This is a genomic window from Clostridium rectalis (genome assembly GCF_900626095.1).
GTDB lineage: Bacteria > Bacillota > Clostridia > Clostridiales > Clostridiaceae > Clostridium_AS > Clostridium_AS rectalis.
Genome location: NZ_UYZZ01000003.1, coordinates 213,490 through 231,497, shown reverse-complemented (window position 1 = coordinate 231,497; position 18,008 = coordinate 213,490). Strand labels below are relative to the sequence as shown.

Below are 18,008 nucleotides of genomic sequence, written 5' to 3'. Positions count from 1 at the left end.
ACATATACATCACATCTTAATATGCATGGGGGAATCACATAAAATGAAAGATAAAAAAAAGTTAATAATAGCCTCTGTTGCTGTTTTGATTATATTAATTGGAGGAATTATATTTAAAAGATATAATTCAATAAATAGTAAGGTTACTTCAAAGAATACTAGGGTAATACAAGAAGAGCAAAAGGGCAGTAATTTTATAGAAGAGAAGAAGGAAGAAAAGAAAAAAAAGGAAAAAAAGAAGGAAGAGGTAAAAAAGAAAGAAGAGGAAAAGAAAGAAAAAAAGAAAAAGGAAGAAGAAACCACGTCAAATAAAGTTAAACAAAATAGTAATATTTCATCAACTAGTCCTAAAAAGAAAGAAGTAGGCAATAAAAAAACTGTATATATAAGAGTAGAAGGATATAATAAAACATTTATTCCTAGAACAAAGGTTACTACAGGGGTATTTGATTTAAACTCATATTTGTCACCAGCTACAGGTTCTTCTGCTACAGCATCTAAAGGATGGGGAGCAGATAAGTTTAAAGAACCTACTAATGCTCATGCTTTGGTTAAATTATTAGAAAGCAAAGGATTAAATAAAGGATCAGATTATGATTTTCAAGATTATGGATGGGGATTATATATAGCTATGATAGGTGGTAATAGGGAATTTGATTATAGAAGTACATCAGGATGGATGTATAGGGTTAATAATGTATTGCCAAATGTAGGTTGTCAAGGAAGAGCTATTAAAGATGGAGAAGAAATTTTATGGTATTTTGGAGCTTACGGATTTGATACTTTAGTTACGGAAATGAGTGTAAGTACTAAAACTTTAAAAGTTGGTGAGCCTATTACAGTAACATTAAATGGTATAAAAAATGAAATTAATACCTGGAAAGAATTTAGGGAACCTGCTAAAGGAGCTACTATATACGCTAATGGAAGTCCACTAAAAGCTGTTACAGATAATTTTGGGAAGGCTACTATAAAATTTAGTAAAGCTGGAACATATAAATTATCAGCAGAAAGAATTAATAGTAGTAACCTTAAAGATTTAGTTAGGCCAGAGCCTATTACTGTGATTGTAAAATAATTTTATAATATGGAGGGAATATAATGAAAAAAAATATAAAATCAAAATTAGCCTTTTTAATGATGTTTATATTTGTATTTACAACTATAAATTTAAATATATTATCTGTAAAGGCGGCTAATAGTGATTTATTAAATAAAGCCAATGTATCTATAGACAAGGTGCATAAATTTATTGTTAAAAACGGCACTTATAGTAGTGATTGGAAGACGGTAGCTTTTAATAAGTCTGGTCTTCAATTACCAGCAAATTATAATAGTAGTTATTTAAATAGTGTTGCAAAAGTTATAAAGGATTCTAAAGGATATTTTTATAAAGTAACGGATTATGAAAGAATAACTTTAGGAGTAGTAGCAGCAGGGGGAGATCCAAGAAATATAGGTGGATATAATTTGCTTGATAAAATATATAATTTTAAAGATCCTAAAAATCCTAAAAGAGGATTAGATTTTCAAGGATTAAATGGAGTTATATATGGACTTATTGCTTTAGATGCCAAGGGATATGAAATTCCAAGTGGTGCTAAATACACAAGAGAATATATGCTAGATTATATACTTAAAAATAGAAATAGTGATGGTGGATGGGATTTAAACATGAATGGGAAAAATAGTGATGTAGACATTACATCTATGACTCTTATATCACTTGCGCCACATCATGATTATGTAAGTAAAGATGGTAAAAAGGTCAAAGTTGCCATAGAGGAAGCTGTTAAATGGCTTTCTAAGGTACAAAGAAAAGATGGTGGATTTAATTCTTGGTTTACAGAGAATAATTCTGAAAGTTGTGCTCAAACAATTATAGGACTTTGTGCAAATGGAATAGATCCTACATCAAAAGAGTTTACTAAGGATAGAAATTTGGTAGAGAACCTATTAAGATTTCAACAATCAAATGGAGAGTTTTATCATTTAATGGATGGCAGTGAAGGTGTTAACGGAATGTCAACAGAACAGGCTTATCAGGCTATGGTAGCATATAAAGAATTTTCAAATAAAAGACCATCTATATACTGGTTTGATAATAAAAAACTTCCTGAAACATTTAAGGATTTTAATAATGGTAGTGATAAAGAAAATAAGCCAGAAGAGAATATTGATGATGATTTAATAGTAGCTACAGGAGAGGATAGAGTACAAAGAATATTTGGACAAAATAGATTTGAAACTTCTTTAAATATAGCTAAAAAACTAGCTTCTGAAAAAGGGAATAAAAAATTTGAAAATATTATTATATCTTCTTCCTATGGCTTTGCAGATGCATTAAGCGGAAGTGTTCTTGCAAAAAAATTAGAAGCGCCAATATTATTAGTTGAGAAAGATCCTAAGAATAGTTTAAATATAATAAATTATATTAAAGAGAATTTAGAAAAAGATGGGAAAATATACATATTAGGAGGAGAAGGAGTAGTAAATACTAATTTTGAGAAAACTTTTAGTGAATTAGGATTTAAAAATGTAACAAGAATATGGGGTAAAAATAGATTAGAAACTTGTAGAGGAATAGTTAGCAAGTTAAGTGTAAAAAATAATACTCCAGTAGTTATAGTTAATGGATTTAATTTTCCAGATGCATTAAGTGTTAGTGCTCCAGCAAGTATAAATGGATATCCAATAATATTAAGTGAGAAGGATAGTATGCCGGATTTTGCCAAAGAGTTAATCAAAAAAACAAAGCCATCTGAAGTCTTTTGTATTGGTGGAGAAGGAGCTTTAAGCAAAAATATTGAAAATGAAATTAAATCATTATCTTCCAGTAGTAATATAACTAGATTAGCAGGTAAAAACAGATATGAAACTTCATTAAATGTAAATCAGCATTTTAAAAATAATGAAACAGTTATTATAGCTTCAGGAGAAAACTATCCAGATGCTTTATCTGGAAGTGCCTTAGCAGGGGAAGTTAATGGCTCTTTACTACTTATAAATGAGACAAATTTAAATAAACAAATTAAGTTTTTAGATAAGGATAAAACAGATGGTGTAATGATTTTAGGTGGAGAGGCAGTAGTAAATAAAAAGGTGAAGGATGCTATAGTAAATCTATTACTACAATAATAAAGAAACTTTAGTTTCAGAGGGTTAGCTCCTTTTGAAACTAAAGTTTTGTATTAAAGCTAAATTAGGAGGACCTTATAATGTTTAAAAAGAAAAAGTTAAAAGGATTTTTTACCTTAGTACTAACATTCTTAATGGTATTTTCTTCTATAAATATAACAGAATTCAAAAAAGTTTATGCAGAAAATACTAAAGAAACTCAAGTGAAAGAGCAGGGAAAAGATGAAATATTTTCAGAAAAATTAAATATAATTTTACCTAAGGAAACTATAAATAGTTTCCCTTGCGAAATTAAAGTTACAGACAGTGAAGGAAATCCAGTGAAAGATGCAGAAATTGCATATGGTTTATTTGATACCTGGGTTGATGATGAGAATTTTGATATACATTTAAAAGGAAAAACAGATGAATTTGGAAAGGCTATAATAAAAGTAGAAAATAATAATGCTACATGTACAATGTATTTTAAGGCTAGAAAAGGAAAAGTGAAAAGTGAAATAAAAACCCTAAAATTACTTAAAGAGGATTATGTTATAAAAACCGAGGAAAAAGACCTATTAATGGGGCAAGGTGAAAAACATATATTTAATGCTATTATAAATGATAAAAATAGTGATGAAATTAAAGAAGAGCTTATATGGGAAAGCTTAAACAGTGAAGTTGCAACAGTTGATCAAAATGGACAAGTTACAGCATTAAAAGTGGGAGAATCAATTATAAAAGCTAGCATAAAAAAAGACCCTAAATATTGCATTGAAATTAAGGTGAAGGTTTTAAAAGATGTAGTAAAAACAGTGTTAAGAGTAGAATTAGAAAGTGATATGGATTTTTATAAAGAAATTAGAATACCAGGAAGGGAAACAAATTTAGAAACTGTATTAAATTATCCTGTATATTCTCCAGGTAAAAAATATTATTCACCTGAATTTGATGAAAATGGTAAATTACTTCAACTTTCTAGAAGAAAGAAAGGGAAACCGCATTTTTCAGTAATTGCAAATGGAAAGGTTATAGAAAATCCAAGAGACTTAATTATTAAAACAGGGGACAATATTATATGTTCACAAAATGGAGCTACAGAAGAATTACAAATAGAACTACCCGAAAAATGCATAGCAGGAGAGCCCTTTGAAATTATTGCAAAGGATTCAAAGGGTAAGGCAGTAGAGGGAGCCCTAATTAGTACAGTACGTGATGAATACACAGTAACAGATAAAGAAGGTAAAGGAAGAATTACTTTAAATGAGGCATTTCAGTATAGTTTCTATGTGGAAAAGGAAGGATATATTAGATCCCAAGAAAAGAGTATTTTAGTAGTACTTCCTAAAATTTTGGCAACATTTCCTGAAAATATTATTAGCAGTGAAGAATTTAATTTAAATATAACTATAGATGGAAAAAGAGCACCAGGAATAAAGGTTTACTGGAATCCATATGATATAAGTTATTGGAACCAATTAAAGGAAGATTATTTGATTGGAGAAACAGGGGAAAATGGAAATATAAAGGGTAAAATAACTTCCAAAGAAGGAAAATTTCCTATATATATAAATTATCATAAAAATTTAATTAATATAGGATACGTTAATCTTTTAGGAAAGGATATAGAAAAACCTGAAATAATAGTAAAGGGCATAGAAAATAATTCAGTGGTATCCAGAAAAGATATAGTATTTAATGTATTAGTAAAGGACAATATAGATGAAGTTATAATTCCAGAAGTAAAATGTAATGGCAGTATATTGTCTAAAGATAAGGATAATTATAGTGCTTCATTAAAGGAAGGAAAAAACACTATTGAAATAATAGCTAAAGACAAAGCAGGTAATAGTGATAAAAAAGAATATACTTTAATATATAAGTCTAATATTTTAGTTCATAAAATAGTTGTTAAAGGTAGTAAAGAAAAACTTCATCCAAAGGATAAAATAACTTTAAAGGCTAGGGCAGTAGATAAAGAGAATTATTTAATATTAGATAAGGAAATTATATTTACAAGTAGTAATGAAAAAGTTGTAAAAGTAGATTCAAAAACAGGGGAAGTAACAGCTATAGGAAATGGTACCGTTACTTTAACTGCTATTTTAAAGGATAATGTTTCAATAAAAGAAAGTGTAGATATTACTGTTACAGATGAATATGTAGCATATATAAGAATAGAAGGTTATAATCACACAATATTGGAAAGAAGAAAAATTAAGATTGCTACAAAGGATATGTGTAATTTAGGGTTAGATGGAAATTTTGAAAGACCTACCCATGCGCATACATTATTAAAAACTTTAATTGATAATGGCTTTGAAAAAAGAAAAGAAGGTAAAGAAGGTAAAGGGAAATATTTTTTTAAGGAACCTTTTTATATGGTGGATATAGATGGAGATAAGGAATTTGATCAAGGTAGATTTTCAGGGTGGATTTATAGAGTTAATGGAGCAATGCCAAATGTAGGAGCTGCAGGTAAGTATTTAGAAGATGGAGATGAAATTACTTGGTTTTATGCAGCATTTGGATTTAAAAACAAATACTCGGAAATTCATGTAGATAAAAATCAGGTTAAGGTAAATGAAAATATCTTATTAACAGCTTCAGGAGTTGAAACTAGTATAGAAGACTATAAAGAAATAAAAAGTCCTTTATGTGATGCAAAGGTATTAGTAACTAAAATGGTACAGGGAAAAGAAGAAGAATATAATGGACTTTTAGAAATAAAAACTGATAAGAAAGGAAAGGCTATATTAAATTTCAAAGAAGCTGGAAAGTATAAAATTTCACTTATAAGATATGCTTCAGATAATACAACTAATGGAGAAAAGATAGATATAGTAAGACCTATACCTTTATATATAGAGGTATTAGACAAGGAAATACCAAAGGAGTCACAAATAGCTTTAGAAAATTTAAATTCTAAAGAAAATATAAAAAGAGGTTCTAGTGCAGAATTAAAATTTAATATAAAAAATAATTATAAAGAGGAGAAGGAAGTTACATTGGCAATAGTATTGTATGATGATAATACTAAAGAGATGATAAACTATAGCTATATTAAAAAAATATTAAAAGCAGGAGAAAGTGAAGAATTTGAAGGTGGATTTGTAATACCGCAAAAAGGAAAATATACAATTAAAGCTATAGTATGTGATGACTTAACTACAGAAAAGATGAATGTCTTAGCTAATCCAATAGTTTTAAAATTAGATTAGTTATTTTAATCATATGAAGTAATATAAAGAAGGGCCAATAATATGTTTAATGAAGGAAGGGTATAAAATGAAGGATAAAAAAAAATTAATTATAGCCTGTACTGCTATTTTTATTGTATTTATTGTAGGGTTTTTATTCAATAGATATAAAAAGAGTAGCCAAGTTACTTCAAATAATACTAGGGTAATACAAAGGGATGATAAAGATACAAAAACTATAGAAGAAAAGAAAAAGGAAGATAAAAAGAAAGAGGATAAGAAAAAACAGGAGAAAAAGAAGGAAGAAAAAAATAAAAAAGAAGAGGGAAAAAAGGAGGAAGAGAATAAAACAAATAAATCAAATCAAAAAACTGTGGCTCCCTCTACTAGTTCTAAAGTTAAGGACACTTCAAACAATAGGACTGTGTATATAAGGGTGGAGGGATATGATAAAACATTTATACCAAGAACAAAGGTTACCACTGGAATTTTTGATTTAAATCCTTATTCAGGACCTGCTACAGGGTCATCAGCCACAGCTTCAAAAGGTTGGGGAGTAGATAAATTTAAGGAACCAACAAATGCTCATGCTTTAGTTAAATTATTAAGTGATAAAGGGTATAAAAAGGGAGTAGGTTATGATCTTCAAGATTATGGTTGGAGTTTATATATAGCTATGATTGGTGGTAATAGGGAGTTTGATTATAGAAGTACATCAGGCTGGATGTATAGAGTGAATAATGTACTGCCAAGTGTAGGGTGTCAAGGAAGACCAATAAAAGATGGGGATGAAATTTTATGGTATTTTGGTGCTTATGGATTTGATACTTTAGTTACGGAAATGAGTGTGAGTGCTAAAAGTGTAAATGTAGGACAACCTATTACGGTAACATTAAATGGTATCAAAAATGATATCAATACTTGGAAAGAATTTAGAGAACCTGCTAAAGGAGCTACTATATATGTTAATGGAAGTCCATTAAAGGCTGTTACAGATAGCAATGGTAAAGCCACTATTAAGTTTAGTAAAAAAGGATCATATAGGTTATCTGCAGAACGAATTAATAGTAGTAACTTAAAAGATATAGTAAGACCAGAACCTGTTACTGTAATAGTAAAATAAGTATTTTATTTATATAGGTTAGTATTCTAAAGTTAGAATACTAACCTTTTGTATTTATATAGAAAATATTATATAATTTTCAATTAATTCTAAGATAATACCTTTTTATTATCCACATTTCTTATGTTATCTGATAAAATAATATTAATTAACATATTTATCTAATAAATTTTAAATACTATAGTAAGGTTAAGTCCATTGGAAAGGAGAAAAGTTTATGGATTATATTAAGGTTTACCAACAGTGGTTAAATAATGATTATTTTGATGAGGCAACTAAAGAAGAGTTAAGAGGAATAAGAAATAATAAAAAAGAAATAGAAGACAGATTTTATAAGAGCTTGGAATTTGGTACAGCAGGTCTTAGGGGGAAGATTGCTGCAGGAACAAATAGAATGAATAAATATATAATTGCAAAAGTTACCCAAGGACTTTCAAATTTTATAGTTACTCAAGGTCAAGAGGCTATGAAAAGAGGGGTTGCTATAGCATATGATTGTAGGCATTATTCTGATGAATTTGCTAAAACAGCGGCTTTAGTTTTAGCAGCTAATAAAATTAAAGCATATCTCTTCGAGAGCTTAAGACCTACACCAGAGTTATCTTTTACAGTGAGAAGACTTAATACAATTTCGGGGATAGTTATAACCGCCAGTCATAATCCTAAAGAATATAATGGGTATAAAGTATATTGGGAGGATGGAGCACAAATTCTATCATATATTGCAGATCCTATAACTGAGAATATAAATAATATAGAAAGTTTTAATGATATAAAGAAAATATCAGAAAAGGAAGCAAAAGAAAAAGGACTCCTAAAAGTAATAGGAAGAGAAATAGATCGTGAATATATTGAAAAGGTAAAATCTTTAAGTCTTAGGGATAATATAGATAAAGATATTAAGATAGTTTATACTCCTTTAAATGGCACAGGGAATATTCCAGTAAGAACAGTGTTAAAAGAAAGAGGATTTACTAATATTATAGTTGTTCCTGAACAAGAAAATCCAGATCCAGATTTTACGACAGTTGGCTATCCTAATCCTGAGGATGTGAAAGCATTTAAGTATGCTGAAAATTTAGGTAAAAGTGTAGGAGCAGAAATATTAATAGCAACGGATCCAGATTGTGATAGATTAGCTATAATGGTTAAGGATAAGAATGGAGAATATGTAGCTTTTAATGGCAATCAAACAGGAGCAATATTAATTAAATATATATTAGAAAGTAAAGATGATAAGGGACAATTACCTTCTAATGGTGCTATTATAAAATCTATTGTAACAGGAGATTTGGGAAAGGCAATAGCAGAAAAGTATGGTGTAAAAACTTTTGAAACTCTAACAGGTTTTAAGAATATATGTGGAAAAGAAAATGAATTTGAAAAGACTGGTGAATATAAATTTATATTTGGTTATGAAGAAAGTATTGGATACGTAGCAGGGGATTTTGTAAGAGATAAAGATGCAGTTATATCTTCTATGCTTTTATGTGAGGCAGCAGCTTATTATAAAACTTTAGAAAAATCTCTTCTTGATGTATTAAATGAGACTTATGAGGAATTAGGATATTACAGAGAAAAACTTATTTCTTTAGTTCTTGAGGGTGTAGAGGGGCAACAGAGAATAGGTAGAATGATGGATGTATACAGAAGTGAATTCCCAAATAAAATTGGTGATTCTAATGTTATAAAATATATTGATTTGCAGATTGGAAAGGAATTTGATTTGATTTTAGGAAAAGAAAGTAAAAGTGAAATTCCAAAGTCAAATGTTCTTAAGTTTATATTAGATGATGAATCCTGGTATGCTGTTAGACCTTCAGGTACAGAGCCTAAAATTAAGATTTATATGTATTCAAAGGGTGATACATTAGAAGCAGGGGAAAATAAATTAAAGATAATGGAGCAGGCTATTATAGGTAAATTAAATTCAGTAAAATGATTACTTTATACACATATTGCTATTAAAATAGTAGTATGTGTATTTTTATTTAGAAAATAAAAGGGAAAGGATATATAATTATAGAAATATAAGTTAAGAAACATAAGTTTATTATCGTAGGAGGGGTATTATGGAGATAAAAGTAGATTTAAATAGTGATGTTGGGGAGAGTTTTGGAAACTATACTATAGGCATGGATGAAGAGGTATTAAAATATGTATCTTCAGTAAATATTGGGTGTGGATTTCATGGTGGAGACCCGAGGGTTATGAAAAGTACAGTAAATAAGGCATACGAAAAAGAGATAGGCATAGGTGCTCATGCAGGATTCCCTGATTTAATTGGTTTTGGTAGAAGAAAAATGGATATAAGTTTAGAAGAAGCAAGAGACTATATAATATACCAAATGGGAGCATTGCAGGCATTTTGTAAATTAAAGGGACAGAATATTCAGCATTTTAAATTACATGGGGCTTTTTATAATATGGCAGCGGTGGATTATAATTTAGCTTTAGAGGTAGCAAAAGCTGTATACGATTTCGATAAAAACATTATTTTACTTGGACTTTCAGGTAGCAAAATGATAAAGGCGGGAAAAGAAGTTGGACTTAAAGTTGCAGAGGAAGTATTTGCAGATAGATCTTATAATGCAGATGGAACTTTAGTTTCAAGAAAATTAAAGGGAGCTATTATTGAAGATAAAAATATAGCAATAAAGAGAGTAATATCTATGATTAAATACAAGAAGGTGACAGCTATAACGGGAGAAGATATAAATATAAATGCAGATTCAATATGTGTACATGGTGATAATTCTCAGGCAGTTGCGTTTGTTAAATTTATTAGGGAAAAGCTAGAAGAGGAAAATATCAAAATAACTCCTCTTAAGGAATTTATATAATATATTTTATTTATAAGAGGGGGAATTTTAATGGGGAAAAAAAATTTATCTGCTCTTTTGGGAGCAGCATTTTTAATGGCAACTTCATCTATAGGACCTGGATTTTTAACACAAACAGCAGTTTTTACAGAGAAATATATGGCGGATTTTGGATTTGTAATATTAATTTCAATAATATTAACAGTAGGAGCACAGTCTAATGTATGGAGAGTAATTGGGGTGTCCAATATGAGAGCACAAGATATTTCGAATAAAATATTACCAGGGCTTGGATATTTTGTTGCATTTATTGTGGCAATTGGTGGTTTGGCTTTTAATATAGGAAATGTTGGCGGTGCTGCTATGGGATTGAATGTAATATTTGGACTAGATTTTAAAGTGGGAGCTTTAATTACCGCTGCTTTGTGTATTCTTATATTTTTATCTAAAGAAATGGGAAAAGTTATGGATAAATTAACTATAGTATTGGGAGCAGTAATGATTTTACTAGTAGCCTATGTAGCAATAAGTACAAAGCCACCTGTGGGTATGGCATTAAAAAGAAGTTTTATACCAGAGAAGATAGATTTTTTCCCTATGATTACTTTACTTGGTGGAACTGTAGGAGGGTATATCACTTTTTCAGGAGGGCATAGGCTTATAGATGCAGGTATAACGGGAAAAGATAATATAAATGAAATAACTAAATCTTCATCTATTGGTATATTTGTATCATCAATTATGAGAGTACTACTTTTTTTAGCTGTACTTGGTGTAGTAACTGGGGGAAATAAATTAGATCCAGCAAATCCGCCAGCTTCAGCTTTTAAAATAGCTGTTGGTAATATAGGTTATAAATTTTTTGGAGTTGTAATAGCTTCTGCAGCTCTTACTTCAGTGGTTGGTGCTGCATATACTTCTGTATCTTTTTTAAGAACTCTTTTTATATCTATTGATAAAAATTCTAATAAATGGATAATTGCTTTTATAGCTATTTCTACAATTATATTTATAACTATAGGACAACCTGTTAAATTACTGATATTAGCAGGATCTTTAAACGGATTAATTCTTCCTATTACCTTAGCAATTATGCTTGTGGCATCAACTAATAAGGATATAGTTGGAGATTATAAGCATCCTAAATGGCTTTTAGTTTTAGGTATAATTGTTGTGATTTTATCATCTTACGCAGGAATAAAATCATTTGCTGGAATTAAAAACTTGTTTTTATAGAGGAGGGATTTTAATTGTATGATGAGCCAAAGTATTTAATAGCAGGTGATAAAGGGGTTATACTAGAATTTGGACAGGAAATAAATGAAAATATTAATAATAAAGTAAGAAGTATGAACATTGCTATAAATACAAGTAGTATTGAGGGAATTATAGAAATAATTCCAACATATAGATCTATATTGATTCAGTATAATCCATTAATAATTTCCATAGAAAATTTAATATCACAGCTAAAAAAAATATATATAAATATTGAAAATATAGCACTTCCATCACCTAATATAATAGAAATACCTACTATTTATGGGAATCAATATGGACCAGATATAGAATTTGTAGCTTGGCATAATAATATAACTGAAGATGAGGTGATAAAACTACACTCTTCTGTGGATTATCTTATATATATGTTAGGGTTTACACCTGGATTCACATATTTAGGAGGGCTTCCTAAGGAGTTAGAAACTCCAAGATTGAGTACTCCAAGAACTAAAATACCAGCAGGATCTACGGGAATTGCCGGAAAACAAACGGGCATATATCCTATTGAAAGCCCTGGAGGATGGCAACTTATAGGTAAAACTCCATTAAGACTTTATGATTCTAATAGAAAGCCACCAATAGTATTAAATCCAGGAGATTATTTAAGATTCGTTCCAATAGATGAAAAAGATTATAAAAGGATACTAGAATTAATAGAAAATGATAACTATGAGATAATTATAAAATGTAAGGAATAGAGGTGAAAATTTTGGCTGATATAAAAGTGATTAAAGGGGGACTTTTAACTACAATTCAGGATAGAGGAAGAATTGGATACCAAAAATTTGGAATGCCTGTTGCTGGAGCTATGGATGAATTTTCTCTTAGAATAGGAAACATTTTACTTAAAAATAAAGAATTTGAGGGTGCTTTAGAAATTACTATGATAGGTGCTGAATTAATGTTTAATGTAAACACTGCTATAGCAATTACTGGAGCAGATTTAAGTCCGAAAATAAATAATAAGGAAGTAGATATGTGGAAGGTTTTAAGGGTAAATATTGGGGATGTATTATCCTTTGGTAAAATAAAAAGTGGTTCCAGAAGCTATATATGTTTTTTAGGAGGCATAGACGTAACAGAGGTTATGGGAAGCAAATCAACTTATATTAAGGCTAATGTTGGGGGGCTAAATGGAAAAGCATTAAAGGCAGAAGATGAACTTAATTTATTAAAAAACAATATAGATTTAGATAAGGTTGTAGATAGGAATATAAAAGATGAATTTAAACCTATTTACTCAAATAATATTAATGTTAGGGTTGTTATGGGACCTCAAGAGGATTATTTTTCTGATAGTGGTATAGAAACTTTATTAAGTTCTGAATATGAGATAACAAATGAGGCAGATAGAATGGGATATAGGCTTATGGGTAAAAAAATAGAGCATGTAAAGGGGGCAGACATAGTTTCAGATGGCATAGTATTAGGAGCCGTACAAGTTCCTGCACATGGCATGCCAATTATAATGATGGCGGATAGGCAGACAACAGGGGGGTATGCTAAAATTGCAACTGTTATTTCACAAGATATATCATTACTTGCTCAGGGAAAATCAAAAGACAAAATAAAATTTATAAGAGTTTCTTTACAGGAAGCAGCAAACTTACTTAAAGAATATGAAAATAGAATTGAAAGAATAAAGAATTCTATTGAAAGGGTAAAAAAAGAAATAATTAAGAGCAAAAGATATTATATCAATGTTAGTGGAGAGAGCTATAATGTTTTAGTAGAAGAATATAAATAAAATTTTAGAGCATGCAGGGAAAATCTGTATGCTCTAATGTTTTGTTAACATTTTGTTACATAATAAAAATAAAATAGAAAAATCAGCTTTTCTAATGTATGCTTATAAGGTAATTAAACTTTTCTAAGTAAAGGAAGATGAAAATGGAAAATATAGGATTAGTTTTAGAAGGTGGAGGCATGAGAGGCCTTTATACAGCAGGAATTTTAGATTTTTTTATGGAAAAAAACATCTATTTTCCATATGTTATAGGAGTTTCTATGGGGGCCTGTAATGCTACATCATATTTATCAAGACAAATAGGTAGGAACAAGGTTATAACAGTAAATTACATAAATAACCCTAAATATTTAAGTTATAAGAACTTATTTAAATATAAGAGTATATTGGGGTTGGATTTTATATATAATGAAATTCCAAATTCTTTAGAACCATTTGATTTTCAAACTTTCTTTAATAGTAATGAAGAACTTAAAATTGTGGCTACAGATTGTAACACTGGGAAACCTGTATATTTTAGTCATAAGAATAGTGAGGATATTTTAACAATTGTGAGGGCATCTAGTAGTTTACCTTTCATATCACCAATAGTTAATTATAAAGGAATGTGTTTATTAGATGGAGGGATATCCGATTCCATACCTATAAAAAAATCTATAAAAGATGGTAACAATAAAAATGTTATTATACTTACAAGACATAAAGGATACAGAAAAGAACCATTCAAAAATAAAAGATTGTTAAAAGCAGTTTATTATAAATATGCTGGGCTAATAAATGCTATGGAGAATAGATACAAAATGTATAATGATACTTTAGATTATATAGATAAATTAGAAAAAGAAGGTAAAGTATTAGTTATAAGGCCAGAAATTCATATTAAAGTCAGTAGGATAGAGAAAAACACAGATAAACTTGAAAATTTATACAATATGGGTTATTTGCAAGGAAAAACATATTATAAAAAGGTAAAAGAATGGATAAAGTAATATTGCAATTTCAAAATAAAAAAGCTTCAAAAAACTATAAAAATATATATACAAAAGCTTAAAAGTTTGATAAAATGAAGGGGTAATATAAAAAATATTGCAAAATTCTTTAAAGTGCTTTATTAAGCGAATAAAGTGCATATGCAGGAGGTAGTTTTTTATGAACGCAGAAGAATATGTAAAACAAGTATTTGAACAGGTTGTAAAAAGAAATCCTAATGAACCGGAATTTCATCAAGCAGTTGAAGAAGTTTTAGAATCATTAATACCAGTGTTAGATAGACATAATGAATATATTAAAGAAGGTATTATAGAAAGATTAGTTGAACCAGAAAGAATAATAATGTTTAGAGTTCCGTGGTTAGATGATAATGGAAATATAAGAGTAAATAGAGGATTTAGAGTTGAATTCAATAGTGCTATAGGACCGTATAAAGGTGGGCTTAGATTTCATCCAACAGTAAATTCTAGTATTGTAAAGTTTTTAGGTTTTGAGCAAATATTTAAAAATTCATTAACTGGTCTCCCTATAGGAGGAGGCAAAGGTGGGTCAGATTTTGATCCTAAAGGAAAATCTGATAAAGAAATTATGAAGTTTTGTCAAAGCTTTATGACTGAATTATATAGACATGTTGGACAGTTTACAGATGTACCAGCAGGAGATATAGGTGTCTCAGGAAGGGAAATAGGATATCTTTTTGGACAGTATAAAAGAATAAAAAATGAATTTGCAGCTGCAGTTTTAACAGGAAAAGGACTAGCTTATGGTGGAAGTTTAGTTAGAAAAGAGGCTACAGGTTTTGGACTAGTTTACTTTGTAGAGAGAATGTTAGAGGATAAAAATATGAGTTTAAAGGGAAAGACAGTTGTAGTTTCTGGTTCTGGTAATGTAGCTATATATGCTATGGAAAAGGCAAAAGAATTAGGAGCGAAAATAGTGGCTTGCAGTGATTCAAATGGGTATATTTATGATAGTGAAGGAATAGATTTAAAAGTTGTTAAACAAATAAAAGAAGTGGAAAGAAAAAGAATTTCAGAATATGTAAAGTATAGATCCTGGGCTAAGTATTACGAAGGATGTAAGGGGATATGGACAAATAAATGTGATGTGGCTCTTCCTTGTGCAACTCAGAATGAAATTGATGAAGAAGCTGCTAAAATTTTGGTTGAAAATGAAGTAATACTAGTAGGAGAAGGAGCAAATATGCCATGTAGCTCAAAAGCAGTAGAAATTTTTATAGACAACAATATACTTTTTGCTCCAGCTAAAGCTGCTAATGCAGGAGGCGTTGCAACATCAGCTCTTGAAATGGCTCAAAATAGTATGAGATTATCATGGAGTTTTGAGGAGGTAGACAGAAGATTAAAGGAAATAATGATAAATATATATGAAAATGCAAGTGAGGCTGCTAAAAAATATGATTGTGAGGACAATTTAGTAGTAGGAGCTAATATAGCAGGATTTATAAAAGTTGCTAATGCTATGATGGAACAGGGGGTAGTATAATTCATAATTTATAATATATTCATAAATTACTATTGACATTATGGAAACTACCATTTATAATGTAAATCAATAATTAAATTTAAAATTTATGTATAAGACAGTGAAGAGAAGAGTAAGTATAAAATGTAGTTAAAGCGAATCAACGATGGTGAGAGGTTGATACGAAGTTTATACTGAAGAACATCTCAGAGTCTCTAACCCAAATCTAGTTATGAGAGTAGGCTTAGACGGAACCAGGCCGTTATATCTGGAGAACATTGATAGATGTTTTTTGAAGATGAGCTTTTATATAAGCTAATTAGGGTGGTACCGCGGAATTCAACCTTTCGTCCCTTTATGGGGATGAAAGGTTTTTTTATATTGTTAAATAAAATCTATTATATAGTAGATATTAAATAAATAGATAGCGCTATTAAAAAAATGACAATTTAAAATTAGTTTACTTGAATTAGGAGGAATAAATAATGAGTAAGTATGAAGATGCACTTATAATACCAAAGGAATATAAAACACAATTAGATTTAAAGGAAACTGAGGTAGCTATAAAGAAATTAAAGGATTTTTTTGAGAATACATTAGCAGAAAAGCTAAATTTAGTTAGAGTTTCAGCTCCTTTATTTGTAAGATGTGACAGAGGATTGAACGATAATTTAAGTGGAGTTGAAAGACCGGTTACATTTACTATAAAAGATGATAATGAGGCTCCAGCGGAAATAGTACATTCATTAGCCAAATGGAAGAGAATGGCTTTATATAGATATAACTTTTCTGTTGGGGAAGGCTTATATACTGATATGGATGCTATAAGAAGAGATGAAGATTTAGACAATATTCATTCAATTTATGTGGACCAATGGGATTGGGAAAAAGTTATAACAAAAGAATATAGAAACGAATCTTATCTTAAAGAAACTGTAGAAAAAATTTATAAAGCTTTTAAAGAAACAGAAAAATATATATGCAATATTTATCCATTTTTAAATGAAGTACTTCCAGAGGAAATAACTTTTATAACTTCACAAGAGTTGGAGGATATGTTTCCAGAGTTTACACCCAAGGAAAGAGAAGATGCTATAACTAAAGAAAAAAAAGCGGTATTTTTAATGAAAATAGGAAAAACATTGACATCTGGAGAAAAGCATGATGGAAGAGCACCGGATTATGATGACTGGGAATTGAATGGGGATATTCTTTTCTGGAATCCAATTTTAAATAAAGCATTTGAATTGTCTTCTATGGGAATTAGGGTTGATGAAGAAGCTTTAATTAAACAGTTAAAGTTATCTGGATGTGAGGATAGAAAGGAATTGGAGTTTCATAAATTATTATTAGAAAAAAAATTACCATATACCATTGGTGGTGGGCTTGGACAATCAAGAATATGTATGTTTTTTTTGAAGAAAGCACATATTGGTGAAGTACAATCATCAATATGGCCAGAAGAAATGATAGAAATATGTGGAAAACATGGGATGAAACTTTTATAAAAGAAAAAATTAAGGTTAATTGGTATACACCAATTAACCTTAATTTTATTTTAAGTTTTTATATAATATCTTATACATCTTTTCAGTGCTTGTTAATGTTTTAGAATAATTTTTTATTGCATCATCATTTAAAGAATTATTATTTCTAGTCATCCATTTTTCTACTAAATCCTCTGTATTTTTAGAGTTCTTTGATATTTTTGAAAGATACCAGGAGCCTAATTTTATATTTATATCAGGATTTGATATAGACTTAACATCAAAATCTTTAAGTCCAATCTCTTTAGCCCATTTTTGTGCTGTATCGTCGGATATTTGCATTACTCCGTTTTTTCCCCCTGGAGAGTATGTTGATAAACTATCTCTAAAGCCACTTTCACTAAATATAATTGAACATATTAAGTATGGGTCAACATTAAACTCTTTTGAATACTTAGTTATAGAATCTTTATATTTTAAAGGGTATATAGATTTAGTAGTAAAATATCCCCCTATTAAAATAACACATATAATTATAATTCCTATAAGTTTCTTCATGAATTTATCTCCTTTCATAATTTCTTTATAGCTAAATAATAATATATTTTTAGGTTATAAACCATTTAATAGACTTACAATATATATTAAGAACTTACATTATTGTAATAAATAAAAAGGGATTAAAGTTATAGATATTTACTAGTAGAATAAAAAAATACTGTTTATTCTATTTACAAAAATGAAAATATGTATTAC

Annotated in this window: 13 protein-coding genes and 1 other annotated feature; of the genes, 12 read left to right on the top strand and 1 reads right to left on the bottom strand. The window is 29.2% G+C overall.

Going from position 1 to position 18,008, the window contains the following annotated elements; all coding sequences use genetic code 11:
- The first annotated feature begins 43 nt into the window (after nucleotides 1-43).
- The 12 genes from EJL03_RS06555 (at nucleotide 44) to asnA (ending at nucleotide 17,273) form a co-directional block, all read left to right on the top strand.
- Complete coding sequence (locus EJL03_RS06555; RefSeq protein WP_125153165.1) at nucleotides 44-1,078, top strand: DUF4430 domain-containing protein; 1,035 nt, start codon at nucleotides 44-46, stop codon at nucleotides 1,076-1,078.
- Nucleotides 1,079-1,101: 23 nt separating this feature from the next.
- Nucleotides 1,102-3,138 carry a cell wall-binding repeat-containing protein gene (locus EJL03_RS06550; RefSeq protein ID WP_125153164.1) on the top strand — a complete coding sequence of 679 codons (2,037 nt, stop codon included), beginning with the start codon at nucleotides 1,102-1,104 and terminating at the stop codon, nucleotides 3,136-3,138.
- Between the two features lie 80 nt (nucleotides 3,139-3,218).
- Nucleotides 3,219-6,338, top strand: a complete 3,120-nt coding sequence (locus tag EJL03_RS06545; protein ID WP_125153163.1) for a DUF4430 domain-containing protein — start codon at nucleotides 3,219-3,221, stop codon at nucleotides 6,336-6,338.
- Between the two features lie 67 nt (nucleotides 6,339-6,405).
- Nucleotides 6,406-7,440 (top strand): DUF4430 domain-containing protein, encoded by a 1,035-nt coding sequence (locus EJL03_RS06540; protein WP_125153162.1) that lies wholly within the window; start codon nucleotides 6,406-6,408, stop codon nucleotides 7,438-7,440.
- A 217-nt stretch (nucleotides 7,441-7,657) separates the two neighbouring features.
- Entirely contained in the window at nucleotides 7,658-9,382 is a 1,725-nt protein-coding gene (locus tag EJL03_RS06535) for a phospho-sugar mutase (RefSeq protein WP_125153161.1), read from the top strand.
- Between the two features lie 130 nt (nucleotides 9,383-9,512).
- A complete protein-coding gene (locus EJL03_RS06530) occupies nucleotides 9,513-10,283 on the top strand; it encodes a LamB/YcsF family protein (protein ID WP_125153160.1) in 771 nt (256 codons plus the stop codon).
- A gap of 30 nt (nucleotides 10,284-10,313) precedes the next feature.
- The gene (locus EJL03_RS06525; RefSeq protein WP_125153159.1) at nucleotides 10,314-11,498 is read left to right on the top strand and encodes an NRAMP family divalent metal transporter; all 1,185 of its coding nucleotides are present in this window, start codon (nucleotides 10,314-10,316) and stop codon (nucleotides 11,496-11,498) included.
- A gap of 14 nt (nucleotides 11,499-11,512) precedes the next feature.
- Nucleotides 11,513-12,241, top strand: a complete 729-nt coding sequence (pxpB, locus tag EJL03_RS06520; protein WP_125153158.1) for a 5-oxoprolinase subunit PxpB — start codon at nucleotides 11,513-11,515, stop codon at nucleotides 12,239-12,241.
- An 11-nt stretch (nucleotides 12,242-12,252) separates the two neighbouring features.
- Entirely contained in the window at nucleotides 12,253-13,290 is a 1,038-nt protein-coding gene (locus tag EJL03_RS06515; protein WP_125153157.1) for a 5-oxoprolinase/urea amidolyase family protein, read from the top strand.
- Between the two features lie 143 nt (nucleotides 13,291-13,433).
- Nucleotides 13,434-14,279: a patatin-like phospholipase family protein gene (locus EJL03_RS06510; RefSeq protein WP_125153156.1), complete on the top strand. Its 846-nt coding sequence runs from the start codon at nucleotides 13,434-13,436 to the stop codon at nucleotides 14,277-14,279.
- 160 nt (nucleotides 14,280-14,439) lie between these two features.
- A complete protein-coding gene (gene gdhA, locus EJL03_RS06505) occupies nucleotides 14,440-15,786 on the top strand; it encodes an NADP-specific glutamate dehydrogenase (RefSeq protein WP_125153155.1) in 1,347 nt (448 codons plus the stop codon).
- Between the two features lie 91 nt (nucleotides 15,787-15,877).
- Nucleotides 15,878-16,123 (top strand) — a binding site (T-box leader).
- A gap of 127 nt (nucleotides 16,124-16,250) precedes the next feature.
- Nucleotides 16,251-17,273, top strand: a complete 1,023-nt coding sequence (gene asnA / locus EJL03_RS06500) for an aspartate--ammonia ligase (protein ID WP_125153154.1) — start codon at nucleotides 16,251-16,253, stop codon at nucleotides 17,271-17,273.
- A gap of 45 nt (nucleotides 17,274-17,318) precedes the next feature.
- Here the strand turns inward: asnA and EJL03_RS06495 are convergent, their stop codons facing one another.
- Nucleotides 17,319-17,810, bottom strand: coding sequence for a transglycosylase SLT domain-containing protein (locus EJL03_RS06495; RefSeq protein WP_164509022.1), 492 nt, complete (start codon nucleotides 17,808-17,810; stop codon nucleotides 17,319-17,321).
- Between the last annotated feature and the right edge of the window lie 198 nt (nucleotides 17,811-18,008).